The sequence below is a fragment of the Thermosynechococcus sp. PKX82 genome (genome assembly GCF_031583255.1).
In the GTDB taxonomy this organism is placed as follows: domain Bacteria; phylum Cyanobacteriota; class Cyanobacteriia; order Thermosynechococcales; family Thermosynechococcaceae; genus Thermosynechococcus.
The window spans coordinates 1,800,970-1,826,192 of sequence record NZ_CP134169.1 but is presented as its reverse complement, the minus strand read 5'-3'; the positions used below and the strand labels follow the sequence as shown (position 1 = coordinate 1,826,192).

Genomic DNA, 25,223 nt, shown 5'->3' with positions numbered 1-25,223 from the left:
CGACTTTCATTGGGGAAAAGGGGGAAGTTACTGGGGATTCAGCCACTCGATACTGCCCGGAAGCTGTCTTAGAATATCGGTTTCGACTAAGATGAGGCGATCGCTCCGCCCTGAGCGACGGTACACAGGATATTTGCCTTGATGTTTTTTTAGAGCCTCTGTAGGTTGGGTCACTTGAACGGCGAGATCGACATTCTTTTGCACAAACGCTATCAGTGCTGTGCGCTGCACCAAAATAAATGAGTTCAACGTTTGAAAGGCAATATAGTCTGAGTGACCGCCAAACAACCAGCCTTGATCACGTACCCCCTGCAATTCTATCCAAGTGTATTGATCTTGGGGCTGCGGGTCTTGGCGTTGAATTTTCTTGACTGCCTTGATGTCCACTTTCAGGGACTCATGCCCCTTAATCAACAAACAATCCCAGTGCTCATGAATATCAGCAGCTTCGCTCGCGTGGTGAACTTGGAATCCCTGCTTGCGGGCAAGCTCTAAGAAGGTGTCCTCTGCTTTGAGACCACGTTTGAGATTTTCGCCCTGACCGTCATACTGGTTGGGTTTCATGGCTCACTTTCGGTTCCTTCATCTCCTCTCAGCGGTTCACCCATCGCCAACTGACAGGCCGCAAGACTGGCACTGCTGTACATCTGCTCTAGGGTGGCCATTAACTGCGCCACTTCACTGGGAACCTCATGGGGAAAGGGGGGTAACACGGATAGCACCGCATGGGGTTGACCACTGGGGACAAGCACCACTAACTCTGGGGGTAGGGGCTGGCGATATTGGCAAAAGGGAGCATCGGTTTTCGGTGGCTCATAGAGGGGTGGGGGGGTGGGCACCATAGAGGGGGTAGTCGCCGTTGCCCGATAGTGGCGCAGGCGTTGGAGAATCTCCTCTTTGGTTTTGCCCCGCAACTGAAAGAGTAAAAAGGGGTCTTCGTTGAAGTATTGCCCCAGCAAGTAATAAACCGCGCCAATATGTTTGCAGGGATTGACGGGGTCAGGGCAATTGCAGCGGCTATGGATGTCGAACTTAGTAAAGGGAAATAAACTCAATCCAGCTTGGGTAAAGACTTCTTCAATACTGGGGGGCAGTTCTCCCGCTAGGAGCTTCGCGGCATAGAAGGCTTTTTGTGCCATGCCGTCAATGGCATATTGCCACTGCTCTTCACTAAAGGCATCCAAATGCAGTTTGACGTGATAGGGTTCGGGAGCCGTGCCTTGAACTTGGGCATGGACTTGGTTGCCCTTGAATTCCAAGGTGAGCACCCGTCCTTCACGGACATAATTGCGTGCCCGCTCTAGGCGTCGGCGCCAGCCAAAGGACTCTAGCACACCAATCCAGCGTTCACTCCACCAATGTTGACGCCCTTGAGCACTGTCGCGATCGCCCGCTGCTACCTCAACGACGGGTTCAGAGGCTACCGTTGTCGCTGTAACATCAAGGGTGGTGGGAGATGACTGCTGCTTTTGCTTTTGTTTCAGACTGGCCGCTTTGCGGGTAATTTTGAGAATCTGGGGCTGTTTCATGGGGCATATCCCACGGCTATTCTTTCTATCATAGGCGGCTGGCCTAGAGGATGAGGTCAATTTCCCAGGCCGTAATATCCCACGTTTGCAAAATATACTTGCCCTGATGCTGCCGAATCAGCCAAAGGTGGCGATCGCCCGTAAAGCCGAGGCCACAAATCTCCTGCTCACTTTCAGCCGTGCCGACAATTTCGCCGCTGTGGGTCACTAAGTTCAAACGATGGCGACCCGCCACCACATAGCCCCAAGGCGTAGCACAGAGAAATTGGGGACGAAACCGCAGCCCCAAGCGTTGAATCCGCCAAGGCCGCAAATGGAGGAGCATCAATAGAGGTTGCTGCGGATGATCTTCAAACGCTGCTAGTTGCCATGGCTGGTGATGGGCCGGGGTAAACAATGTCAGGTGGGCAGGCAGTTGGGTGTATAGCCGCCAGTGTCCGCGGCGGTCAAAGAGTTGAAAATGGGTGGTGGCATGCTCCGTCTCAGGATGTTGGGAACGACTGATGACCAAGCCATAACGACGATTGAGGAGGAGTGTATCCACAAAAGCTCGTCCCTGCCATCCACAGCGGAGAGTGCGCTGTCCTTGACCATTGAGCAGTTGGACATGAAGTGTTAATTCTCCTGCATCATCAATCTGCGTTTCTGCACACCAATAACCAGTGGCGTCAATGGCTAATCGGTTCAGAGTGGAGCGAAGATGACACTCTAGGGGAATGATCCCGTCATGGATACAGAAAAGCTGCGGTGGCTGCCCTTGGATGCCCAGCCAAGCCCTCAATTCACCGCCATAGAGTTGAATCGGCAACGGTGGCAGCGGCCATTGGCCAATCACTTCAGGGTGAGATTCCTTGGCTTGCCAGGCCCACAGGCGATCGCCCACCACCCCATAGAACCTTGTGGCCGTACTAGCAACCTGTTGGGGCGGTATCGCTAAAGAATAGCCTTGGGGTTCCCCCAGCCAAACCGCCGCCGGTGACCTAGAGAACAACAACAGCTGCTCATGACGCTCTGCCTCGATCACCTCTAGGGCTAATTGCACCGCCATCGTCATTTCCGCTGCACTTTTATAGCGGCGCTGCGGTAATTTATCCAACGCTTTAGTAATAGTGCTCCGCACCAGAAAGGGCAAGCCTTCAGGAAGGGTATAGGGACGGCTAAGGTGGGCAGTCATGAGTTCAGCAGGTGTGCCGTGGAAGGGGCGATCGCCAACGATCATCTCGTACATGAGAATCCCCACTGCATAGAGATCCGAAGCGGGCATCGTCTGACCATAGAAACGCTCCGGCGCCATATAGGCAGGAGATCCCGTTTGACCGCTGCCCTTGACATCCTCAATGAGGCGTGCGACACCAAAATCGGACACCTTTGCCTGCCAGCCCGTAGCAGTCACCTCCAGCAGGATATTTTCCGGTTTGAGATCGCAGTGGAGAATGCCGCGATGATGGGCGTAGGTCAAAGCTGCCAGCACATCCAGCGTAAGGCGCAAAGCGGTGGTCAGGGGTAAGGCCTGTTCTTGCTCTAGGAGCGATCGCAAGGTCCCCCCGGCACAATAATCCATTACCAAACTGCGGCTTACTTGGGAGCTATGGTGCACGCGAATATAGCCAATCGCCTGACAACCCACCACATGGGGATGCTGAAGCGTCAGGAGAAAATTCAACTCCCGCAAAAAGCCACGGGTCAGCAATTGCCGCTCGCTGAGCACCTTAATTGCCACCAGTTCACCCGACTCGCGATTGACCGCCAGATAAACTTGTCCGTACTGGCCTTGACCGGCTAGATCCACCAGCCGGTAACGGGAGGTTTGGGCAGCACGAGCCGTGGCCAACAAGGAGCCTCAACCATCAACGAAAAACATTTCTCAGAATGATTCGCAATTTTGCCCCTGTCAATGCAGGGTCAGCAGCAAAATGAATTGTCCCCTAGGAGAAGAGGATTTCTAAGGGTACCTCTTTATTGTCCTGTTCAATACTCCCCACTTCATGGATACGCTTGGCCAGATCCCGTGCCCGCTGATAACTGCTAATGTCCCCTTGTTCAAAGAAGAGCTTCGCCGCTGTGCGCAAATCCTCTACTGCTCCCTTGCGATCGCCCAAAGTTGAGCGCGCTACACCGCGATTGTGATAGGCCTTGGCATAGCTATCGTTAATTCGAATCGCTTCTGTGTAATCGAGAATTGCTGCTTCGGCATCCCCTAGACGCTGATGGGTCAGACCGCGATTGTAGTAGGCCTTGGCATGGCTGGGATCCACTTGGATCACTTGGGTATTTTTCTCGATTTCCCGCAAGCAATCCAGCACTTCCTCAATTTGTTTTTGCTCGGTGTCAAGAATGCGGGTGTAGTCGTGGAGATCCCGTGCCCCTTGGTTGAGTTGCATGACCTGTTTCTGCACATCCTCAAGGCGATCGCATACCTGACTCAGGGCCAAGGTAAGGCCGCCGACCTCTGACTGCTGCTGCCCTTGGGACGCCACCAATTCAGCAATTTTGGCCTCCTGTTGCTGCACAAAGGCTTGGAACTGGGCATCCAATTTTTTACGGCTCACTAAGTTTAAGCCCACCGCCAATGAGAGGGGCAAAGGAGCGATCGCTGTCAAAATGGCCTGTTGGGTCGCAGCCGCCGCCACCGACAACACAACCGTTAGCCCTGTTGCGCCCCATTCTAGGGGTGCTAGCCCCCTGCCCGATGGCGTGTCATGGGAATTCAAACTACGGTCTTCCATAAATGGTGCCTCCCTGAGGATGAAAATGAAGTGGTTGGTTAGGCATCCGACGTATTGGCGAGATATTGCCCCACCTGCACTTGGGTATCTTTCAGCTGGGTAATCATCGTGCGGGTAATGAGCTTGCCCGCTTCCACCAAGACGCGGCCATCGAGGGGGTGCAAAATATCCTGCTCAGCCCGCCGCCCAATCAAAGACTCAATATCTTCAACCGCGCTGACATACATCCCTGAGGGTAGCTCCACCACTACCCCCGGCCCCAGTACCCGTGCCTGACAGGCCAAGCGAGAGGTGGCATTTGCCGTTGTAATCACTTCAAGGGTGCGTTGCTCACGCTTACTGATCGGGGAGAGGCTCTCCATCCCCTCTTTGATATAGACATGGCAGGTGGCACACATCCCGCGCCCGCCACACTCCTTGAGCACATGGAGTTCAGAGTCCAATAGAGCAGACAGCAAATTGTCATTGGTATTAATCGTGGTTTCCCGCGAGATGGGTTCAAGTTTGACAACTTTGGCCACTGCTCTTTTCTCCTTTTAATGACGCATCGAGAGTTACTTTAGGATCATACTCAAGCGGCTTGAGTGCGACATAGCCGCTCCATAATCGTGTCATGATCCTGTCCCTCTTGCAGCCAAGCCTTAGCCGGTTCGACCCGCTCCCGCAAGCCCAAGACAAAGAGGTTATTGGTTGCCCCTAGGGTTTCACAGGCAGTTTGCACACAGTGGAGATCGCGACCGGTCAATTGGCTAAAGAAGGACTCTAAAATCCCCGCCTCGGCAGCGCATTGGGGCTGACCCGTATTTTTGGGAGCCGCCGCCGCAAAGGGGGAGTCCCACGTTTTCACCACCAAAAAGCCCTGCTGGTAGAAGCTCACATCGAGATCAATCGTGCCCCAACCGTGGGTCTTCCAGCATTCCTTGAGACACTGGAGAAACTCCACCATTTCCATTTCCGCAAGGGGACGGCGATAGTACTCGCTGACCTCCTCGACAAATCGGCGATAAAAGTTCTTGCCCCACCAGCGACCACAGTTAAAGAGAACCACCCCACTGGCCTGTCCCACTTCCTGATCGAGGCCGGCATAGATGGCTTGGAGCAAAATATCGGGTAGGGCAATCAGACGGGCACCTTTGCGGTTTTCAATCAGACCTGTTTCAAAATCCCCCTGTACATAAGCATCGGCAGCGTAGTAATTGCCGAGGATGATGGGGTCTTTGACCAAATCAGCAACGGAGATCATAGGGCATCCTCATTCGTAGGCATAACAAGCACTTTCAGCAGACTTCCAACCCTAACCTAGGCGTGGACAGAGACCACCGCTGGCAGACCCACAAGGGTCGCTTGGGCGTGATCCAACAGCGGCAAAATCAAGTCCTGCTCAGCCTCGGTGAGCATTTCCTTGAGGCGGGCACTGAGAAGCTCGTGGCAACTGCTCCATAGAGTTTGGGTTTGGTGGGCGTTGACCACTTTCGTGAGCCACTCGAGGAGCCGATGCTGCAAAAACTCGGGGTTATTCAGGAGCATGGCCATGGCGGCATAGCGCAGTAGGGCGATCGCTTGACGCAACACTTGCTCAAGGGTTTGGGGATTTTCGGTGGGGTATTTCTTTTGCAGAGTGTCGGCTACAGGCTGGAAGATTTCAATTTCATGATCCCGCAGAAATTCATAGGTACTCAACCGCTGTTGCAGAGACTCGATGTGGTGGCGGAAGACTTTGATGTCCACATTGCTGAGGTAGTTTTCTTCGGCTTTGTAGTAGAGATTCATTAACTCCGTGTGCATAGGGATCTCCTAAAACAGGTTTGATAAGTCTGAGAGGGTGACTTCGGGTTCCATGGGGGCAGGGGGCGGGGGTTCTACTTTCCTCACTTGGGCAATCACGGGTTGGCCTGCCCAAGGAATACTGGCACAGAAGTCTTTGACCGACAGGCGCCAGAGGCACAGACTTGGCTCGAGGGAGATGGCTTGATCCGGACGGCCTTCCCAGTTGAGTTGGCGGAAGAAGGTTTCTACCGACCATGCAGCCCAAGGGAGGGTAGGGGCAGCAACGGGGGGAGCCGCCATTTCCTCCTCTAGGGGGGGTGAGATCGCAGGCAAGATGACCTCAATCCCTTCCCAGTTCATGTGACCAAAGAAGTCCTTGACGCGGTAGCTGGGCCATTCTGTGGGACTCGTGGGAGCGATCGCCCCTTTGACCTCAAGCCCCAGCCAATTGACCCGCTGCCAAAATTCTCCTACTTTCAGGGATTGCCAGTTGAGAACCAAGGTTTCTGCGACCGGCTGCTGGTGCACCAAGCCCAGCCAGTTCAGTTCCTCAAAGAATTCAGCAACGGCTTGCTGTTGCCAATTACCGTTTCGGTTTTTCATAGACCAGTTCTCCACTGCGGAGCCGTTTTTCAATATCTTTGGCGGAGGCTCCTTCGTTTTGCCAGAAGGCAGCGGCATCAATGCGATCTTGCTTGCCGAGCAGGAACTTGCAGTAGGTTTCTCCCATAGCGTAGCACTGGATTTCAATACAACTGAGTTCTTTTTGAATCAGGCCGCTAAAGAAACCGGCAAAGAGGCCTGCGTAGAGGTGGCACACGGGTCGGCCAACATCCCCCAAGGTACGCGCCACAACCGAATCAAAGATGTTGATAAACATGAAGCCGTGTTTTTGCTCACTGAGATCCACTTCCCAGTTGCCCCAGCCTTGGGTTGTGTAGGGCCACCACCAAGCTTCGAGGACATAGGGAAGCCGCATTTGCTTGATCCCCTGCTCATAGCCATATTCGGTCGGGAACCATTTGGCAAAGAACTCGGCATCGCGGCGTCCCCATTCTTCACCAATTTTGTACATGACGACGCTGGAGGCAGGACCAACTTCCTCTTCAAGGCCTTCAATGAGGCCAATGACGAAATCTTCGGTGACGAGGAGGTTGCGGGCATTGTTCCAATCGGTGTAGGTACCGCGATCGCTATCGAATTCAAAGAAGTCCCAAAAGGCATAGTGATGGTGGCGTTTCGGGTATTTTTTGCGCAGGAGATGGTTAACACCATAGCGATCGCCAGTGGCGGCTTGGGGTCGGGAACTGGTCATGGTCATAGGGTGACTCCATCAAATAGCGTCAAGAATATCGACAAAGAGAATTGGGAACTCAAGTCAAAAAAGCATAGAAGCCATCATTCAGCAAAAAGCAATTCGATGAGAAACACATCATGGTTCAACACAAAACAACGAATTCCACCCTCCCCTGCCTCAGCATTACTGCTGCTTAAATCATGACCGATCTATCTTTTCGGGGGCAGGTGTTCTTAATTGAATTTAGTAATCCTGTTACCACCCTTAATGTTTAATCTAGGGGGTTCATTTTGATGCTTTCCTCCGTAGGAATACGGATTTAGAGGAGTTGAATGTGCCTTAAAATGTGAAATCTTATGAAGACAGACACGCAGGCACTGACGTTTCAACAAAAAATTTATTGGTTAGTGAAGCAAATCCCCGTAGGACGTGTGGCCACCTATGGCCAAATTGCCGCCCTGTGTGGTTGGCCGCGTCATGCACGCTATGTGGGCTATGCCCTTTATCAAGTGGCACCGAATTCTGACATTCCATGGCATCGGGTGGTTAATGCCCAAGGCAAAATCTCCTACGCGCCCCAACGCCAAGGGACGGATGAGTTACAGCGCTGGTGCCTAGAGGCAGAGGGGATTATTTTTGAGGCAGGCGATCGCATTAACTTGAGGCGCTACCAGTGGCAACCGTCGGTTATAGTTGATGAGCTGTTGATCGCCACAGAAACCTCAGCGGTAGGGTAAGTCTCCTTGCAGTTTCGCTCACTATAAACCCGGTATCATAGTCCTTAGTGCCGCTGCACCTGTGAGTTTGCTATGACGGTTGCCTATTTTGACTGCCCTGCTGGGGTGGCAGGGGATATGTGTCTGGGTGCCCTCCTTGATCTGGGGGTTCCCCTCGACTACCTCCAAAGCGAATTGGCAAAGCTCGGGATTGCCGATGAGTTTGAGTTGACCACAGAAACGGTGCAGCGCAAGGGACAGCGGGGATTAAAAGCACAGGTGCATCGGCGCGATCGCCACTCCCATCACCATCGCCATTGGCCAGACATTGCAGAGCAAATCCGTGCCGCCCACCTCAGCGATCGCGCCCGTGACTGGAGCCTCAAGGTTTTTGAAGCCTTGGCCATTGCTGAGGGCGCCGTGCATGGCATTGAGCCAGAAAAAGTACATTTCCATGAAGTGGGAGCGGTAGATGCCCTCGTGGATATTGTCGGCACCTGCTTGGGGTTGGATTACCTCGATGTTAGTCACATTTACTGCTCGGCGCTACCCACTGGGGGCGGAACGGTCAAAGCGGCTCATGGTCAACTACCAGTCCCTGTTCCTGCGGTCTTACAACTGTGCCAAACCTACCAAGTGCCCCTCTATAGCAACGGCATTGCAAAAGAACTGGTCACGCCTACGGGAGCTGCCTTGGTTTGTGCCCTGAGTGAGGGCTTTGGGGCACCGCCAGCGATGACATTGAAACGGGTGGGCTTAGGCGCTGGGAGTCAAGAGTTGCCCCTACCGAATCTCTTGCGTCTCTGGTTGGGAACCCTGTCGAACTCAGCAGAAACAACTACGGCAAAAACCATTGTCGAACTGCAAACCCAACTGGATGACATGACACCCCAAGCCCTCAGCTATACTCTTGAACAACTTTATGCTGCTGGTGCGATTGAGGTCTTTTACCAACCCATTACGATGAAAAAGTCACGCTTGGGGGTGTTGCTCACGGTGTTGTGTCCCCCCAGTGCAGAGGCCGCCTGTGTCCAGACCCTCTTTCGCGAAACAACGACGCTGGGGCTGCGGCGGCAGGTACAGGAGCGCTATATCCTTGAACGCCAAATCAAAACCATCACAACATCATTTGGTGAAGTACGGGTGAAAGTAGCCGAACACCAAGGACAGCGGCTCAATGTCCAGCCCGAATACGAAGACTGTGCCGCCCTTGCCCGTCAGCATCAGCAACCTTGGCAGGTGGTCTATCAAGAGGCCTTGGCCGTGGCGCTGCCACTGTGGCCCCTAGGCTAGCTTGGGTTTAATAAAGACAATGGCCTGTTTCCAAATAATGGTGGGTTGATCGTAGTGATCGACAACGCAGAGGCAATTCATATCCTGCCAGCGCACCTTACCAACCACGAGATCACTGGTGCTGAGCTTGACTTCAACCTCGGTGCTATCTTTAATGAAGGTCTGCAACTGGCGAATGCTGGGCAGTGCCGTATTGAATTCGTCGGTCATTGGTTTCCCCTCTCGTACCTTTTTAATTCTATGAGCCTATCTTTTCAGAAGTACCAAGGGTTAGGAAACGACTTCCTCCTCATTGACAACCGCCATCAGGAAGAGCTGCTCTTAACCCCAGAACAAGCGCAACACTGGTGCGATCGCCACTTTGGCGTGGGCGCCGATGGCGTCATTTTTTTGCTGACAGGCACGGGGGATACCGACTACCGCATGCGGATGTACAATGCCGATGGCTCAGTGGCCGAAATGTGCGGTAATGGCATTCGCTGTTTGGCCAAGTTTATTTTTGCCCTTGAGGGTCGCTCCGCCGGCGAAATCGTGCGCTACCGCATTGACACCCTTGCCGGTCTCATTGTGCCAGAGGTACAAGCGGATGGTCAGGTAACGGTGGATATGGGCAAACCCCAACTCTTGGCGCAGCAGATTCCCACCACCTTGGCAGCCGCAGATCAAAAGGTGATTGATGTGCCCCTAATGGTGGGCGATCGCCCGTGGTTGGTGACGTGTGTGAGTATGGGAAATCCCCACTGTGTCACGTTTGTCGAGGATGTTGCTGCGGTTGATCTGGCAACCCTTGGCCCACAGTTTGAACATCACCCCGTTTTTCCCCAGCGTACCAATACTGAGTTTGTCCAAGTCCTAGGGAGCGATCGCCTGCGGATGCGCGTCTGGGAACGGGGAGCGGGCATGACCCTTGCCTGTGGAACGGGAGCCTGTGCCACTCTCGTCGCTGCCGTCTTGACCCATCGCCTGAGTCCTGTGGGCGATCAAGCCCAAGCCACGGTTGAACTGCCGGGGGGAGATCTCCATATTCGCTGGGATTTGCCTAGCCAACATTTGTATATGACCGGGCCTGCCCTCGCAGTCTTTAGCGGTACCTTGCCTTAGGTGAGTTATGACCCGTCGGCGACAACTGTGGTATTACCCTCTTTTTCAGATTCCCCTCATTCTTTTCATAGGCTGTGTCCTGCTGGCGCTGCTCTTCTCACTGTTGAATTGGGGACGCCCTAGTGTCGCCGTTGTCCTCTCCCTTGATCTCAGCGGCAGTACGTTTGGCAATAATCCGTTGCAATTTAATCAACCCCAAACTGTAATGGCGCAGCAGGTGCTCGCTGCCAAGCTCTACTTGCAACGCAACCAACGGGAACTCACCAACCCCAACGAAGTCATGATCCACGGCTTTGGCCGCAATGTGGTGTTCCTGACGCCGCGGTTTGAGACCAATAGTGATCTGCTCCTCACCCAATTGGATCAAGCCCTCAATCGCAGTGACTTGCTTGCCCAAGTGGATCCCAGTGCCACCAATCTTTCGGGGGCGATCGCCATGGCCACCCAACAACTGCAACAGATCTCGAATCGCTGCCGCCAACTGCTCCTCATTACCGATGGGGAAGCCCCAGTAGATGCAGGCGTGGTGGCCAATGCCCGCCAACAACGAGTCAAAATCAACGCCATTGTTGTCGGTGATCATGCTCCGCAACTGGCCGCCGCTACCCAAGTCACAGGTGGGCAATACCGCTCTGCCCCCGTCGCCATTCTCGAAGAACTGGTGGGTCAAACCTTTTTTGAGGGCTTCAATAGCAACGCCCGCTGGCCAATCTTTTGGGGCGGAATGGCCGTCATTTGTTTTATGTGGCTCTTGGTCTTGCCCTTGGATCGCTGGGTGTTGCAGGGATGGTTGCATCTGCCGATGAATCTGGCGGGTCAAATTGCCTTGCTCAATGCCTTTTTCTGGACAGTGGCAATTCCCCTTATTCTCTGGCGATTTCCGGGCTGGCCCTTTGTACAAACCTGTTGAGGAGCAAGGATGAAGCGTCGCTGGTGGTTCTTGGTGTGCATGGTTGCCCTAGGATTGATGCTGGGCGGTACCCAAGGGAATTGGGAGTCCTTGGCAGGCACCGCAAACCTGACGCGCCAGAATATCCAACTGCCAGCAGCAGTGCATTATCCGTTGCCCCCCTCCCTAGCTGAGATTCCTAGGAAAGGTGAGGACTATTTTGATGAAGTCCAAGCGGTGGAAGTGGGCTATCTACTGTGGACAGAGTTCCCGGTCACCGTTGCCATTGAACCGCCGCCGTGGGATCCGAACCATGTGTGGCAAGCAGCGGCAGAACAGGCCGTAAAGGAGTGGTCCGCCTATTTGCCCCTAAAAATTGTGGATGCCAGCCTGGCGGCGAATATTCGCTTGCTCTCGCAGCGACCCACGGATCAAAATAACCGCCGCGCCCGCTTTGCTGAAACCAGCTACGAACTCTTTGTGGATAGCCAAGGGGTGCTGCGCCATCGCTGCCGTGTCGTGGTGCGTCCGACTCAAGCTGCCAAGTTTGTCCTTGCAGCGCTGCGCCACGAACTGGGTCATGCCCTCGGCATTTGGGGACATAGCCCCCTACCCACTGATGCCCTCTATTTTGCCCAAGTGGCGGATCCGCCCCCCATTTCACAGCGGGATGTGAATACCCTGCGGCGGGTCTATGAGCAGCCGACACGGTTGGGACAGCGGCTAGCGGAGTTGACCCCCCATGGATGACTTGATCCTTTGGGGCATCCTATCGACGCTGACGGCGCTGGGGCTATGGCTAGAGCAGCGTTTTCCCTGGGCAGCACGCTTGGGGTCTGCGCTGATTGTTTTGATTCTGGCTGCCATTTGTGCAAATTTGGGTCTTATTCCCCAACAATCGCCGGTCTATGACACGATCTACGGCACCATCACCTCCTTGGCGATCGTCTGGCTACTACTGCTGGTGAATTTACAGGATGTGCGGCGCTTGGGGCGATCGGCGCTGTTGGCCTTTGGCTTGGCCAGTTGTGGAACCTTGGTGGGCGCTCTCCTTGCAGGTGTGCTGTTCCATCGTTGGTTTTTGGAGGATACCCCCCGCTTGGCGGGCAGTTTGGCGGCTAGTTATATTGGCGGCAGCATTAACTTCGTGGGGGTTGGGCGTGCCCTCAACCTTTCGGATTTGCTCTTTAGTGCGGCCACGACGGCGGATAACCTGCTCACGGCAGTTTGGCTGGCGATAACCCTTACTCTACCCTCGCTATTAGCCCGTTTTTATCCTTCACGGGATGCAGAGGCAACTGTTAGAGTGATGCCGCTACCGACGACCTCAGCGATCGCTCCTGTGGATTTGGCCATTCTCCTCAGCTTGGCCATAGCTATCTTGGTCTTGTCAACGGCACTGCATCAGTTTTGGCCGCTGATTCCCACTGTTGTCTGGCTCACCACCCTCAGCTTGGCGCTGGCGCAATTCAAATGGATGCGCTACCTGCGGGGCACGGGCGCTTTGGGAATGTTTGGCCTGAATCTTTTTTTTACGGTGATTGGTGCCGGTACCCATGTGCCCTCGCTCATTCCGGTGGGACTGGAAATGATTCTCTTTACCACCATGATTGTGTTTACCCACGGTCTTGTCACCTTCGGCCTTGGGGCACTCCTGAAGTTGGATGTGGAACTGCTTGCCCTTGCCTCCCAGGCAGCTGTTGGCGGACCAACCACAGCCGTTGCCCAAGCCACGGGTCGGCATCAACCCCAGTTAATGGGGGTCGGGATTACCTTGGGACTGCTTGGCTATGCGATCGCCAGCTATTTGGGACTGGCGCTTGCCCAAGTTCTTGGCTGGATGGGTTTAGGGTAAACTAACCAGAACAAATAAACTCAATTCCAAGCGGGTCAAAAGGGCTTGCAGTTGTTGCCGTGCCACCCTTGGTTCAATGGGTTCTAGGGTGAGGGGGTCGAGGGGAGCCAAGCGTTGATAGCGATCGCACAACTCTGGAAAGGCCAAGGGCTGATCAAACAAGGGCAGCAGTGTTGCCAATCCCAGCGGATCCACATAGACCGACGTGGGACTAGAAAAGGACATAAATGTGCCCAAGTCTACAATCATGTGGTCATTGAGATACCCTAGCCATTTTTCCTTGATTGCCTCAGTGCGCAGTTGCGGATGCAGATAAATCGTACTTTGATCCCACTGCTCCTCAGACCATTCCCCTAAGTCGGGTACCGCGGCACGGGGTTGCGGACTACACCAAAAATCCAAGAGGCGATGCACGGGATGCAAAAGTTCATACATCTCCAATTGCACTGCCTGGGGCACATCGGGCAAGCTCAGCGCTAAAAAGGTGGGCAGGTTCTCTGGGTCTTTGAAGAGATCCACCAGATTCCAGTGGCGCCAGTTAACCATGGAAATGAATTCCAGACCCGCTGCTTCTAGGTATTGAAAGAGTTGGGGAATCGTGCTGCCCTTATCGCCCACCAGTAAATGATTCGCCAAGAGGGTCTCATTACTCTCCTCCTTCTCATAGTGCGGGTTCCAAGCGCGAACCTTCAGATCGACACCATCCTTGAGTTCTTTCATGATCTCGCGGACAATGTCCATTTCCATTTCTTCGGGATTGTCGTCCATCAAGCCCATCAGCTTAAAGAGGTTTTGGGCACGAAAGTAGGGGAAGCGTTGCAGCGCACTGTGGAGATTGGCGCGCAAGATACCATCGGGCTTAAGGACACTTTTGAGGGCATTGAGGCCTGCGACAGGATCGGGCAGCAGATACAACACCTCATCGCAATTGATGTAGTCAAACTGCTCGCCCCAACTGGGTAAATCCAAAATCGAACGCGCCTCAAAGTAAACGTTGTCAAAGTGATGGAACTTGAGTCGCTCTGCCGCTAACTTCACAGACTCAGGGGACAGGTCAATACCGACAATTTCCGCGCCGGGGTTGGCGATCGCCAGCACTAAGGACTTATAGCCAGTGCCACACCCGGCATCGAGAATCCGCTTGCCCTTGGTCTCTGGCACCCAATGATCCCGCACATAAAAGGCGGTCACCAAATCGTGGACAAAGAGAACATTCGGCTCATCCTTGGGAGTTTTGTCAATGGCAACACGGGGATAGGGGCCATAGTCAAACTGGCGGCGAATTTTCTCTAGATCATCCGTAGCAGCCATCTATTTCTCCCAAGTGGTTCGTTTCTCTGTCAAATTAATCCTACAGAATGACGGCGCTGGAGATAATTGCGCAGAAAGTTTTAACGCCCTCTGGGGAATTGACGATCGCTCGGTAGGGGTAGCAGGAGACCAGCCATAAACCGCAGCACCAGACGTTTGAAGGGGGCAACAGTTCGCAACAGCCACAAGCCCCAGCGGCGCACCCCCACCAAAGGCCACCACGCATTGGAAAAAAGCCGATTGAGTAGGTCGGTAAATCCAAGGGTTAGGGCATTTTGCCACCAGCGTTGACGGTGAAATTGGATCAAGGACGGGCGATCGCCCAGTCTGTCACAAGGTGTAGCAAGAATTTGTTGCGCTAGTGCCCACACATCCCGCAGGCCTAAATTTAGCCCTTGCCCTCCCACTGGATGACAGCGATGGGCGGCATCGCCAATAACCACAAAGCGATCGGCCACATAGGAATTCACTTGCATTAATTGGGTTGGAAAGACAAAGCGATCGCTCACCCCCGTAATCTGCGCCATCTGCGGGTCAAGATAGGGCTGAAGTTTCGCTAGAAAGGCGCGATCGTCGAGGGCAGCAACGGCTTGTGCCTCTGGGTGGGGCAGTGTCCAAACCACTCGATAGCGATTCCCCGCTAGGGGGAGCACCCCCATGGGGCCTGTTGGCCAAAAGCGTTCATAGGCGATCACGGGTTGGGGATGGGCAACCTCGAGGGTAGCAACCACACAGGAGTGACCATACTGCCATCCCTTGGGTTCAATGCCCATCTGCTGCCGCAGGGGAGACTTGCCACCATCTGCTGCCACCACTAAACGCGCTGCCAAGTGAGCCACCTTGGGTGCGGTCGGGTCACCAGAAATGAGCGTCAACTGAGCGCGATCGCCCTTCACTTCATTGGCCACCACCCGCCACGGACAATAGAACGTCACATTGCCAACAGACTGTAGAACGCTCTGAAGGGTCTCGGCGATCGCTGCATGTTCACCGACATAGCCAATGGCCGCTGTGCCCAAATCCTCAGGATAAAAGCGAACGGTCAAGGGGCAATGGCCATCGGAGAGTTGCACCACCTCAAAGGGCTGCACATGGGGCATCAGCTGATCCCACACCCCTATCCCCTCAAAGAAGTAGCGGGACACTTGGTGCAGAGCATAGGCTTGGCCTTTGGTGTTTTCCCGCGCGTAGGGTGTTGCTTCGATGAGGGCGATCGCTAGGCCACTATGGCGTAGGGCGCAGGCCAAACTCAGACCCACAATCCCCGCACCGACAATCGCCACATCCACGGCGGGCAATTCTTGGCCAGAAGCGACCAGCGATTGTTCTGCGGGGGCAAAAGCCGATGTCATCACCATTTTGATTTGGGCACAAAAAACACATGCCCCTTTATTCTAAGGAATTTAAAAGATTGCAGAAAAGGGATGGTAATGGCAGACTAAAGGCAGAGCAATGAGTGTATGAGTTTCCCTATGACCCCAGAGGCTGAGATTCCGCGCTTGCTTGATCTGATGCCGGCGTCGGCACGGATGCGCTGTAAGTTGGTTTCTCGACCACAACAAAGCAAAGTGTTGCGCTATCAGCCCGCTCTTCCTTGGGGCGATCGCCCGATTGAAATTAACTTTCGCCTGTGGCAGCATCTCGATACCCCAGAGCGCGATCTTTTATTGCTGCGGGCAGTGGCGTGGTTTAACACCACGGGTTTGATCAAACTTGACCTCTACCAAGGACTCACGGTGGCAGGCTTGCTGGGTACAGTCTTACAAGTTGTCCAAGCAGATCCTGTCGGCATTTTGGTAGCCGGGGGGCTAACCACCTTTGCTGGCCTTCAAGTGTGGCAAAATACGCGGGGCATTCCCGTGGAAGTAGCGGCCGATCGCCAAGCCCTGCAATTGGCTCAACGGCGCGGCTACAGTGAACAAGAGGCTGCCAAGGCTCTCCTTGCAGGGATTTCTCAGGTGGCAGAGTTAGAGCGGCGTCCTGTCCTCACGGTCACTGAACTCATTCGCTGCCAAAACCTGCGCCAGTTGGCGGGTGAATCTGAGATCAAAGTTCCTGTTTAGGGGGCTTGCAGACTTTGCCAGTACAAAAAGCCGGCCTGTGCCACCCCAATCAAAAAGCCAAGAATGCCCCCCAAGCGGACAATGGCTTGCAACTCACTGCGAACAATGCCCTGAATGGCTAGTTCCAGATTTTCTGGCGAGGTGGCCTTGACCCGATCCACAATCACCCGATCCAAATCCAAAATCGGAATCGCCCGCTCAATAATCAGTTCCATATCCCGTTCCAGATAGCGATCGAGCACTAGAGCCAATTCATCGCTGACCACTTCCAGCGAGGCACCCAGACTGGCTGAATCCCGCAGTCGCCGCAAAATACTCAGGGAAATCGTTTCCCACTCCACCGTTTGACTGAGCGTTTCAACGACACTAAAGCCCTGCTCCTGGATATAGCTGCGCACTGTCTGCCGAAACAGTTGCCGTAGCTCCCGCACCGTACCGAGGGGCAAACTTTGTAGGGTGATATTTTGCAGCGCTTCCACCAAGCGTTGCCGCAGTGCCAATGCCGTGATTAATTCTCCAAGGCGGCGGTTACAAGCTTCGCGTTCATTGAGACAATACTCCCGCAGGCGAATTAACGTATTGCGCACCCCCACCAGATTAGCCACCACCCAGTAGGTGCCACTGGTATTTTGGCGTAGTTCTTGATCGAGGACATTAATCGTGCGATCGGTGAGAAAGTCAATAATCGCCAGTCGCAGGCGATCGGGGGGCAACATGACCGACAGCAGCCAATCTGCCAGTTTTTCCGCCTGCTCATCACTCAGTTGCAGCTCCACTAATACCTGATCAAAGAGTTGATTCAGTTGTGGTTCCAGAAAATCTTCCCGCCGCGACCACACTTTAATCAAACGGGGTAGGGCACTGCCAAAAAAATCCCGTAGAATATTGGCCAAAACTTGGGCCGATCGCTGTTCACTTTGAGCCTGAATTTGGCTCAGACTTGTTTGTAGGAGCCAATGGATGACCGCCTTCACTCGTTCCACTTGCAACAGACGCCGCGCTAAGTTTTGCAGCTCCTCTGGCGTCAGGAGAGAACCCAGAATGGCATCAGCAATGCGACGAGCCAGCCGCTCCTGATTGCGGGGAATCAGACCGGGGGTAAAGGGGAGTGGCTTGCCGCCGACATAAATAGGCTTGTAGGGGCGAAAGAGCATGGTAATGGCTAAATCATTCGTAAAGTAGCCGATGACGCCCCCCGCCAACGGTGGTACGAGCAATGTCCAATAGCTGATATTGGCCAATCCTGATTGATTCCTCAAACACCTTTCTTTTGAAGAATTTTACAGGCGGCGAATCGCATCAATCAGAACTTCTGGCGGCTGAACCCCTTCCCAGCGCTGAACCTCACGGCCTCGGTGGAAAAGAATCAAGGTTGGCAGAGCATGAACGTGGTATTGACTCGACAGTTGGGGATAGCGCTCGGAGTCAATTTTGACGACCTCAACAGCCGATTTCAAAACTTGCTTGACCTGCTCTAAAATCGGCGCCATCATGCGGCAAGGACCACACCAGTCGGCATAAAAGTCAACCAAGAGGGGTTTGTCTGTGGTGGCTAGGAGATCGCTGAAGCTACTAAATTGACGTGTGGTCGCCATAGCAAATTCCGATCAGGACTCTAGTTCTCATCATAGACACGGCAGAAGAGAATCGGGGCGAGCAAATCTGAATGCCCGTGAAAAAGGGAGTATTGTTGAGGTTGGGCACTTTTTGTGATTGCTGCTGAATGCTGGTTACTGCCTCTACCTATCGTCCGAGTTGCTGGCTCCTGTTTCGCCGTGTGAGCCAAATTGTGGGGGTGTTGGGGCGCTTTGGGAGTCAACTGCTGTGGGACTATACTTGGCGGCGGCGGAGCGATCGCGCCCAATCTCAACGTGCGCGTTGGCTCGTACAGCAATTATTGGTCTTGGGGCCGACCTTTATTAAAATGGGTCAGTTTCTCTCCACTCGTTTTGATCTTTTGCCCCCGGCATACATTGAAGCGCTAAGAAAGCTACAGGATCAGGTGCCTGCCTTTGACTCGCGACAGGCGATCGCCCTGATTGAGCAGCACTTGGGGCAACCCCTTGCCGATCTCTACGCCACCTTTGATCCCAAACCCCTTGCAGCCGCCAGTCTCGGTCAAGTCCATCGCGCCACACTCCACAGTGGTGAACAGGTTGTTGTCAAGGTACAACGCCCCCATCTAGAGGCGAAATTGTATCTGGACTATCTGGCCATTGGTGAACTCATTCGCTGGGGCGATCGCTGGCTGCCCTTTCTCCGTCCCTATGCCCTCCAAGAGATCTATGAGGAGTTTTTTAGTATTCTGCTGCGGGAAATTGATTACGTTCAAGAGGGGCAAAATGCCGATCGCTTTCGTGCCAACTTTGCCCAAGACCCCCATATTCGCGTCCCCAAGGTCTATTGGACGCATACTTGCCGCTATGTCCTGACGATGGAGTATCTCCCCGGCATTCGCATTGACAATCGCGCCGCCATCGAAGCCTTTGGCTTGAATCCCCAGATGATTAACCAGCGGGGAATTTGTTGCTATCTCAAGCAGTTATTGATTGATGGCTTCTTCCACGCTGATCCGCATCCGGGGAACTTGGCCGTGACCAAGGAAGGCGATCTCATCTTCTATGACTACGGCATGATGACAGAAGTGCCAGCCCTGAATCAGCAGCAGATGGTACAAACATTTTTTGCGGTGCTGCAAAAGGATAGCGATCGCGTGATTGCTGCCTTGATTGAACTAGGGCTATTGATGCCTGTTACCGATAGAGTCCCCCTACAACGGATTATGCAATTGATTTTAGATCGATTTACCGAACGGCCTGTGGATTTAACCGCGTTTCGGGAGTTGCAACAGGATGTGTATGCCCTTTTTGAGCAGCAACCCTTTCGCCTACCCGCAAAGATGACCTATATTCTCAAGTCCCTCACAACCCTCGATGGGATTGCCCGCAGTTTAGACCCTGAGTACAACCTGAGTGCGGCGGCCCAACCCTTTGTCAAGGAATTCATGCGTCACTCGCGGGGGGGCTGGCGAGAACTGATTCACCAAACCCAAACCCTAATCAACCAGCGATTACAGCAGCCCAGTCGGGTTGAAGTGCGGCTGCAACAGTTAGAGGATCGCTTGGCTTGTGGCGAACTGCAACTGTCGGTGCGCAATCCCACCATGGAGCGGCAACTGCGGCGCATTGAGAGTTTGTTAATTTGTTTAGTTTATTTGGGATTGGCTGGTTTTACCCTTTTGGCGGGGGCGATGTTGTGGTCAGCCAAAGCTTTGGGGGGGGCGATCGCTCTTTTTACAGTAGCAGCACTAGCGGGTTTGGCACTCCTGCGTAGTTGGCTGCGCTTTCTTTGGTTATGCCGCTGGCAATAGGCGGTTAGGAGGATTCCCTGAGGGCGCGGCGAAAGCCCAAGGCAATCAGGATATTGGCCAAGGTTAGAAAAAATTCTGCCCCCCCGTGCAACCCATCCACATTGGCCAAGGTTGTGTCATAGACCTGCTGGGCATAGAGTCCCGCTGGAATGGTGACAGCAACAAACACCAGTGTCCCATAGAAGCCAATGAGGGCTAAACGGGGGGTGTTGGGGTTGCGGGTCATGAAGTACAAGAACCCCAAATAGGGAAACAGCGAGAGGGCAAAAAAGGCATTCGTCAGCATTAGCGGCGTGCCAGCTTCTTGCTCATTTTGCGCAGTCGGATGGATTGGGGCGTTACCTCCACCAGTTCATCGGGGCCAATGTACTCCAGTGCCCGCTCTAGGCTCATTTCCACAGGTGCTTGCAGTTGCACTAGTTCATCCCCCGTTGAGGAGCGGAAGTTGGTGAGTTGTTTGGCTTTGCAGACGTTGATTTCGAGGTCTTGGGGACGGTTGTGCTCACCGACAATCATACCCTTATAGACTTTGGTGCCGGGGGTAATGAAAAAGACACCACGATCTTCGGCGTTTTTCAGGGCATAGAAGGTGGCCGTGCCCTCCTCAAAGGCAATTAAGACGCCATTGCGACGGGTGCTGATCTCGCCTGCCAAGGGACGATAGTCCAAAAAGCTGTGGTTCATAATCCCTTCGCCGCGCGTTAGGCGCATAAATTCGCCCCGGAAACCAATGAGACCCCGCGCCGGAATCACAAACTCCAGTTGCGTCCGACCATTGCCCCCCACCTGCATATCCTGCATTTCACCGCGTCGCTGGCCGAGGCGCTCAATACAGCCGCCAACGGCTTCATCGGGAACGTCGAGCACTAAGCATTCGTAGGGTTCGCAGGGCTGACCATTGACTTCACGATAGATCACCTGTGGCTGGGACACTTGGAATTCATAGCCTTCGCGGCGCATCGTTTCAATGAGAATGCCAAGGTGCAATTCACCCCGACCAGAAACGGCAAAGCGATCGGGGGAGTCGGTTTCTTCGACCCGCAGTGCCACGTTGGTTTCCAGTTCCCGAAACAGGCGATCGCGCAATTGCCGCGAGGTCACAAAGGTTCCCTCCTGACCGGCAAAGGGGGAGTCATTGACCGCAAAGGTCATTTGCAGGGTCGGTTCATCCACCTTGATCAGGGGTAGGGCTTGGGGGTTGTTGGGGTCGGTGATGGTTTCGCCAATGTTGGCATCACTAAAGCCCGCGATCGCCACAATATTGCCGGCACTGGCCATGTCCAATTCAATCCGCTTCAGTCCCTCAAAGCCCAAGAGTTTGGTCATCTTTGCCTTGACAATTTGGCCGTTATCCTTGACCAAGGCCGCCTGCTGTCCCACCTGCACGGTGCCGTTGTGAATTTTGCCAATGACAATTCGCCCTAGGTACTCCGAGTAATCCAAGGTGGTCACCTGCAGTTGCAGCGGCGCATCAGGATTGCCCACGGGCGGTGGAATATGGCGGACAATGGCCTCAAAGAGGGGCTGCATATCCTTGCCCTCTTCGTCTAGATCTGTTTTTGCGTAGCCCGCCAAGCCCGAAGCAAAAAGATAGGGAAACTCGCACTGATCATCATCCGCCCCCAGCTCAATAAATAAGTCCAACACCTTATCAATGGCTTTGTAGGGTTCTGCCTGCGGCCGGTCAATTTTATTCACAACCACAATGGGGCGCAGACCTTTTTCCAGGGCTTTTTTCAGGACAAAGCGGGTTTGGGGCATTGGCCCTTCGTTGGCATCGACAATCAGCAGACAACCCTCCACCATGCCAAGGACGCGCTCCACTTCACCGCCAAAATCGGCGTGGCCGGGGGTATCCACAATGTTAATCGTCAAGTCTTTGTAGCGAACCGCTGTATTCTTGGCCAGAATCGTAATGCCACGCTCGCGCTCCAGATCATGGGAGTCCATGACGCACTCAGGAATGTCTTCCCCTTCACGAAAGGTACCCGACTGACGCAGTAGGGCATCCACCAGAGTGGTTTTGCCGTGGTCAACGTGGGCGATAATGGCAACATTACGAATCGGCAGACTCATAGCGACTTCCTGCGGGTTTTGTAATAGAGCGTTGAGGAGCGTAAGAAACCTTTACAATCCTAGCGTAGTTTGGTAAAGGAACTGAGCCATAGGTAGTGAGGTGTTTCCTCATCACTAATTTTGTTGGGGGGTGCCCTCGATGACCGATCGCCTGAGTTGGCTGCAAACCCATACTCCTCTTAGATCGCTTTCTTTGGCAGCATTAGAGGCGATCGCTGCCGCCCTGCGCACAGAATCCATTGCGGCCAATCGTCGCATTGTCCTTGAAGACACACCCGTTACTCATCTGATGATCCTGCGATCGGGAGAGCTGGAAGCCTACCACACCACCCGCGATCGCCCCGCCACTATAATGACCCTGCCACCGGGAACGGTTTTGCACTGGCCAGAACTGGTACTGGAGCAACGGGCACCGCAAACAGTGATTACCCTCACGGACTGTGAATTGTGGACATTGCCCCGCGAGGTGTTTGCCACATTGGCTGATCAATTTCCCGAACTCCGCCAACAGGTGTCGCAGCAGTTACAAAGTACCCTCAGTGATCTTGCCCACGAGCAGGAGCGGCAGGCAGTCTTGCGCCCCTATCTTGTACCGCGCGTAAAACAGGGAATTGTGGGGAGTAGTCGCTATGCCGTGCGCTTACGCCAAGGGATTAAAGAGGCCGCGAGCGATCGCCAGCCGGTATTGATTTTTGGTGAACCGGGTCTGGAAAAGGACAATATTGCTGCGCTAATTCATTATGGCTCGCGCGATCGTCGCCAACCCCTGATTCGTTTTAACTGTGGCACCCTATCCGCCAATGGGGCAGAACTCTTTGGCAAAGCCACGAAACTAGGTCTGCTTGACTGGGTCGCAGAGGGCACCCTGATCCTCAACAATGTCCATGAATGGCCTGCCCACCTCTATCCGCAACTGCGCCGCCTTGTGGCCGAACAGACCTATGAACCCGTCGCCGACCCCCCCGTACCCTCCCGCCGCTTTCCGGGGCGATTGATCTTGATTGCCGAAAAGAAAGGCTGCGGTTACCAAAATCTGGTGCACCACCAAATTAAAGTACCCCCACTGCGGGTGACAAAAGCAGATATTGAAGCCTTGGTGAATTACTATATTGCCCTCTACTGCCGGCAACGGGGCATTCCTAAGCCTCAGATTACCCCCGAAGCCCTACGCCGGCTGCAAAGTTATGATTTTCCCGGCAATTTGCGGGAGTTGGCGAGTCTGGTGGAGCGTGCCCTTGTGCAAGCAGACGGGGCGGAGTTACTCACTGAAGAAGTCTTTTGGCCGGAGCGATCGCGCCAACGGCGATTTCGTTGGAACCTACTCAATGCCTATCCCCAATTGCGTGCTTTTCTACGCAGTCCGTGGTGGCCCGATCGCCTCAACTATGGCCTGACCCTTTGGCTTTTTCCGCTGATTGTCGCCATTGGCCTCTGGGGACCCCAAGATCGCCCAGACAACTTTACCCTGAACCTCTTCTGGGCGTGGTGGTGGCCGGTCTCATTGCTGATCTTTCCCTTCTTGGGGCGCATTTGGTGTGCGGTCTGCCCCTTTATGATTTACGGCGAAGTCCTGCAAAGGCTATCCCTCAAGATTTGGCCGCGCAAGCTGCGCCCTTGGCCGCGTCAACTGGCGGAACGCTGGGGGGGCTGGGTGCTCTTTGGCCTCTTTGCCGTGATTCTCCTGTGGGAAGAATTGTGGGATTTACCCAATACGGCCTATCTCTCCAGTTGGCTACTGATCTTGATTACAGCGGGAGCCGTGATTTTTTCTCAGCTCTATGAACGTCGCTTTTGGTGTCGCTATCTCTGCCCCATTGGTGGCATGAATGGCCTCTTTGGCAAACTCTCCATTCTTGAATTGCGGGCACAGCAGGGGGTGTGCGCTGCCAGTTGCCAGACCTACCAATGCTACAAAGGGGGGCCCGCCCTTGGGGAAGGTCAAGAAACGGGGGGCTGTCCCGTCTATTCCCATCCGGCTCAACTAACGGATAACCGCAATTGCGTTTTGTGTATGACCTGTCTCAAGGCTTGCCCGCATCGCTCGGTGGAAGTGAATCTGCGTCCGCCGGCTATTGATCTCTGGACTAGTCATGAAGCCACGGCGGCTGAAGTTTGCCTGCTGTTTTTGCTCTTGGGGGCGGTGGTATTGCACCGTTTACCGCTGCTTCTGGCATGGCTGGGACTTGCAGAGGCCAATTTGGGCCTGCAGGCGATGATTGCGGTGGTGGCGCTAGCTCTGCCGGGACTCTTGGCATGGGGTTGGCATCAGATACACCGACAAGGCTCGGTTCCCTTTGTGCGCTTGGCCTACGGGTATCTGCCTTTGGTGCTGGGTGCCAATTTGGCCTATTATTTGCCCCTTGGTCTAGGGGAGGCGGGTCAGTTGTTGCCCGTAACCTTTGCAACCTTTGGCCTCGATGGCACGAGTTTGCCCAGTTGGCAAGCCCATCCAGCAGTGATCGGGTTCCTGCAAACGACCACACTTGTCGTCAGTACCCTTGCCAGTTTGCTCCTCAGTCAAAAGATTGCGCGATCGCCCCTACGACAGATGTGGCACCCTTGGCTAGGCATTCTCGCTCTCGCTTGGGGAATTGCCTATTTACTTTGATGGGCTGGGCTGGATTCGCAAAACTTCATCAAAGGCGTGGCGTGTCAAAGAACAGCAGCTTAGTGATTAAGCCAGCAGCCAGCACTAGCAGCGTCACCAAGAATCCCCACAAACGAGCATCGGTTCCATCCTGCCGTTTGACAATTTGCTGCAATGTGGTCTCTACTGTGTCAATGCGCTGCCCCAATTGTGTCTCTACGGCACTAATACGCTGCGACAATTGCGCCTCTACGGCATTGATGCGCTGTTCCAGCTTGGCCTCAACGGCATTGATACGCTGCTCTAGCTTGGCCTCAACAGCATTGATACGCTGCTCTAGCTTCGCCTCAACAGCATCAATTTTGTCCTCAAGTCGTTGGAACCTCTCGCCACTGGTGGCAATGTGAATATCTAGCTTTTTCTCTATAGCCTGAAGACTGGCCTGCATCCCTTGGATGGCATCCAACACTTGACTCCATTCAGATCGCGTTACAGGTTCACTCATGCTTTTTTATCTCTATGGGCCGGGCTGGATTCGAACCAGCGTAGGCGTAGCCAACGGATTTACAGTCCGCCCCCATTAACCACTCGGGCACCGACCCTTTCATCGCGATTTTTTAATATACCACATCAGGGGGGAGAC

The 25,223-nt window shown here is 54.0% G+C and carries 26 protein-coding genes and 1 tRNA gene; 9 read left to right on the top strand and 18 right to left on the bottom strand.

The window, feature by feature from the left end; genetic code table 11:
* Nucleotides 1-27 precede the first annotated feature (27 nt).
* The 9 genes from RHH53_RS09050 to RHH53_RS09010 form a co-directional block, all read right to left on the bottom strand.
* Nucleotides 28-564, bottom strand: coding sequence for a hypothetical protein (locus RHH53_RS09050; RefSeq protein ID WP_206199884.1), 537 nt, complete (start codon nucleotides 562-564; stop codon nucleotides 28-30).
* Complete coding sequence (locus tag RHH53_RS09045) at nucleotides 561-1,529, bottom strand: metal-binding protein (RefSeq protein WP_302678105.1); 969 nt, start codon at nucleotides 1,527-1,529, stop codon at nucleotides 561-563. The genes RHH53_RS09050 and RHH53_RS09045 overlap by 4 nt, the downstream gene beginning before the upstream one ends.
* A 43-nt stretch (nucleotides 1,530-1,572) precedes the next feature.
* On the bottom strand, nucleotides 1,573-3,360 hold the full coding sequence (locus RHH53_RS09040; protein ID WP_310743697.1) for a serine/threonine-protein kinase: 1,788 nt from the start codon (nucleotides 3,358-3,360) through the stop codon (nucleotides 1,573-1,575).
* A gap of 94 nt (nucleotides 3,361-3,454) precedes the next feature.
* Entirely contained in the window at nucleotides 3,455-4,255 is an 801-nt protein-coding gene (locus tag RHH53_RS09035; protein WP_206199882.1) for a tetratricopeptide repeat protein, read from the bottom strand.
* A 38-nt stretch (nucleotides 4,256-4,293) separates the two neighbouring features.
* Nucleotides 4,294-4,776 carry a 2Fe-2S iron-sulfur cluster-binding protein gene (locus RHH53_RS09030; protein ID WP_206199881.1) on the bottom strand — a complete coding sequence of 161 codons (483 nt, stop codon included), beginning with the start codon at nucleotides 4,774-4,776 and terminating at the stop codon, nucleotides 4,294-4,296.
* A 50-nt stretch (nucleotides 4,777-4,826) separates the two neighbouring features.
* Entirely contained in the window at nucleotides 4,827-5,498 is a 672-nt protein-coding gene (locus RHH53_RS09025) for a V4R domain-containing protein (RefSeq protein WP_206199880.1), read from the bottom strand.
* A gap of 56 nt (nucleotides 5,499-5,554) precedes the next feature.
* A complete protein-coding gene (locus RHH53_RS09020) occupies nucleotides 5,555-6,040 on the bottom strand; it encodes a phycobilisome protein (protein WP_206199879.1) in 486 nt (161 codons plus the stop codon).
* Nucleotides 6,041-6,049: 9 nt separating this feature from the next.
* Nucleotides 6,050-6,625: a hypothetical protein gene (locus RHH53_RS09015; RefSeq protein WP_302676077.1), complete on the bottom strand. Its 576-nt coding sequence runs from the start codon at nucleotides 6,623-6,625 to the stop codon at nucleotides 6,050-6,052.
* A complete protein-coding gene (locus RHH53_RS09010) occupies nucleotides 6,606-7,343 on the bottom strand; it encodes a V4R domain-containing protein (protein ID WP_206199877.1) in 738 nt (245 codons plus the stop codon). Before RHH53_RS09010 ends, RHH53_RS09015 begins: the two co-directional genes overlap by 20 nt.
* Nucleotides 7,344-7,675: 332 nt before the next feature.
* Here RHH53_RS09010 and RHH53_RS09005 point away from each other — a divergent pair, with 332 nt between their 5' ends.
* Both RHH53_RS09005 and larC read left to right on the top strand, forming a co-directional pair.
* Nucleotides 7,676-8,056 (top strand): methylated-DNA--[protein]-cysteine S-methyltransferase, encoded by a 381-nt coding sequence (locus RHH53_RS09005; protein WP_310743696.1) that lies wholly within the window; start codon nucleotides 7,676-7,678, stop codon nucleotides 8,054-8,056.
* A gap of 72 nt (nucleotides 8,057-8,128) precedes the next feature.
* A complete protein-coding gene (larC, locus tag RHH53_RS09000; RefSeq protein WP_302678102.1) occupies nucleotides 8,129-9,328 on the top strand; it encodes a nickel pincer cofactor biosynthesis protein LarC in 1,200 nt (399 codons plus the stop codon).
* Here the strand turns inward: larC and RHH53_RS08995 are convergent.
* Nucleotides 9,320-9,538 (bottom strand): Hfq-related RNA-binding protein, encoded by a 219-nt coding sequence (locus RHH53_RS08995; protein ID WP_149818719.1) that lies wholly within the window; start codon nucleotides 9,536-9,538, stop codon nucleotides 9,320-9,322. The genes larC and RHH53_RS08995 overlap by 9 nt on opposite strands.
* A gap of 30 nt (nucleotides 9,539-9,568) precedes the next feature.
* Between RHH53_RS08995 and dapF the strand changes: the two genes are divergently transcribed.
* Genes dapF through RHH53_RS08975 form a run of 4 tightly spaced genes read left to right on the top strand, consistent with a single transcriptional unit; the run spans nucleotide 9,569 to nucleotide 13,173 of the window.
* A complete protein-coding gene (dapF, locus tag RHH53_RS08990) occupies nucleotides 9,569-10,429 on the top strand; it encodes a diaminopimelate epimerase (protein ID WP_206199874.1) in 861 nt (286 codons plus the stop codon).
* Between the two features lie 7 nt (nucleotides 10,430-10,436).
* Nucleotides 10,437-11,339: a VWA domain-containing protein gene (locus tag RHH53_RS08985; protein WP_206199873.1), complete on the top strand. Its 903-nt coding sequence runs from the start codon at nucleotides 10,437-10,439 to the stop codon at nucleotides 11,337-11,339.
* A gap of 9 nt (nucleotides 11,340-11,348) precedes the next feature.
* Nucleotides 11,349-12,068 carry a peptidase gene (locus RHH53_RS08980; RefSeq protein ID WP_206199872.1) on the top strand — a complete coding sequence of 240 codons (720 nt, stop codon included), beginning with the start codon at nucleotides 11,349-11,351 and terminating at the stop codon, nucleotides 12,066-12,068.
* Nucleotides 12,061-13,173: a DUF819 family protein gene (locus RHH53_RS08975; RefSeq protein ID WP_310743695.1), complete on the top strand. Its 1,113-nt coding sequence runs from the start codon at nucleotides 12,061-12,063 to the stop codon at nucleotides 13,171-13,173. The genes RHH53_RS08980 and RHH53_RS08975 overlap by 8 nt, the downstream gene beginning before the upstream one ends.
* On the opposite strand, the gene RHH53_RS08970 is transcribed toward RHH53_RS08975, so the two are convergent.
* Both RHH53_RS08970 and RHH53_RS08965 read right to left on the bottom strand, forming a co-directional pair.
* The gene (locus tag RHH53_RS08970) at nucleotides 13,165-14,484 is read right to left on the bottom strand and encodes a class I SAM-dependent methyltransferase (RefSeq protein WP_310743694.1); all 1,320 of its coding nucleotides are present in this window, start codon (nucleotides 14,482-14,484) and stop codon (nucleotides 13,165-13,167) included. The two genes, RHH53_RS08975 and RHH53_RS08970, sit on opposite strands and share 9 nt — an antisense overlap.
* Nucleotides 14,485-14,564: 80 nt before the next feature.
* Nucleotides 14,565-15,836 carry an FAD-dependent hydroxylase gene (locus tag RHH53_RS08965; protein ID WP_310743693.1) on the bottom strand — a complete coding sequence of 424 codons (1,272 nt, stop codon included), beginning with the start codon at nucleotides 15,834-15,836 and terminating at the stop codon, nucleotides 14,565-14,567.
* A gap of 120 nt (nucleotides 15,837-15,956) precedes the next feature.
* Between RHH53_RS08965 and RHH53_RS08960 the strand changes: the two genes are divergently transcribed.
* A complete protein-coding gene (locus RHH53_RS08960; protein ID WP_302676086.1) occupies nucleotides 15,957-16,547 on the top strand; it encodes a DUF3318 domain-containing protein in 591 nt (196 codons plus the stop codon).
* On the opposite strand, the gene RHH53_RS08955 is transcribed toward RHH53_RS08960, so the two are convergent.
* Nucleotides 16,544-17,701, bottom strand: a complete 1,158-nt coding sequence (locus RHH53_RS08955; RefSeq protein WP_310742774.1) for a DUF445 family protein — start codon at nucleotides 17,699-17,701, stop codon at nucleotides 16,544-16,546. The two genes, RHH53_RS08960 and RHH53_RS08955, sit on opposite strands and share 4 nt — an antisense overlap.
* 126 nt (nucleotides 17,702-17,827) lie before the next feature.
* Nucleotides 17,828-18,142, bottom strand: coding sequence for a thioredoxin (trxA, locus tag RHH53_RS08950; protein ID WP_149818701.1), 315 nt, complete (start codon nucleotides 18,140-18,142; stop codon nucleotides 17,828-17,830).
* Nucleotides 18,143-18,270: 128 nt separating this feature from the next.
* Here trxA and RHH53_RS08945 point away from each other — a divergent pair, with 128 nt between their 5' ends.
* Complete coding sequence (locus tag RHH53_RS08945) at nucleotides 18,271-19,917, top strand: AarF/ABC1/UbiB kinase family protein (RefSeq protein ID WP_310453698.1); 1,647 nt, start codon at nucleotides 18,271-18,273, stop codon at nucleotides 19,915-19,917.
* A gap of 4 nt (nucleotides 19,918-19,921) precedes the next feature.
* On the opposite strand, the gene RHH53_RS08940 is transcribed toward RHH53_RS08945, so the two are convergent.
* A complete protein-coding gene (locus RHH53_RS08940) occupies nucleotides 19,922-20,203 on the bottom strand; it encodes a DUF3593 domain-containing protein (RefSeq protein WP_302676089.1) in 282 nt (93 codons plus the stop codon).
* A complete protein-coding gene (typA, locus tag RHH53_RS08935; RefSeq protein WP_206199866.1) occupies nucleotides 20,203-21,993 on the bottom strand; it encodes a translational GTPase TypA in 1,791 nt (596 codons plus the stop codon). The genes RHH53_RS08940 and typA overlap by 1 nt, the downstream gene beginning before the upstream one ends.
* A 139-nt stretch (nucleotides 21,994-22,132) precedes the next feature.
* Here typA and RHH53_RS08930 point away from each other — a divergent pair, with 139 nt between their 5' ends.
* The gene (locus RHH53_RS08930) at nucleotides 22,133-24,601 is read left to right on the top strand and encodes a cyclic nucleotide-binding domain-containing protein (RefSeq protein WP_310742724.1); all 2,469 of its coding nucleotides are present in this window, start codon (nucleotides 22,133-22,135) and stop codon (nucleotides 24,599-24,601) included.
* 28 nt (nucleotides 24,602-24,629) lie between these two features.
* On the opposite strand, the gene RHH53_RS08925 is transcribed toward RHH53_RS08930, so the two are convergent.
* Both RHH53_RS08925 and RHH53_RS08920 read right to left on the bottom strand, forming a co-directional pair.
* Nucleotides 24,630-25,085, bottom strand: a complete 456-nt coding sequence (locus tag RHH53_RS08925; RefSeq protein ID WP_206199864.1) for a hypothetical protein — start codon at nucleotides 25,083-25,085, stop codon at nucleotides 24,630-24,632.
* Between the two features lie 15 nt (nucleotides 25,086-25,100).
* Nucleotides 25,101-25,182 (bottom strand) — tRNA-Tyr (locus RHH53_RS08920).
* Nucleotides 25,183-25,223: the final 41 nt, after the last annotated feature.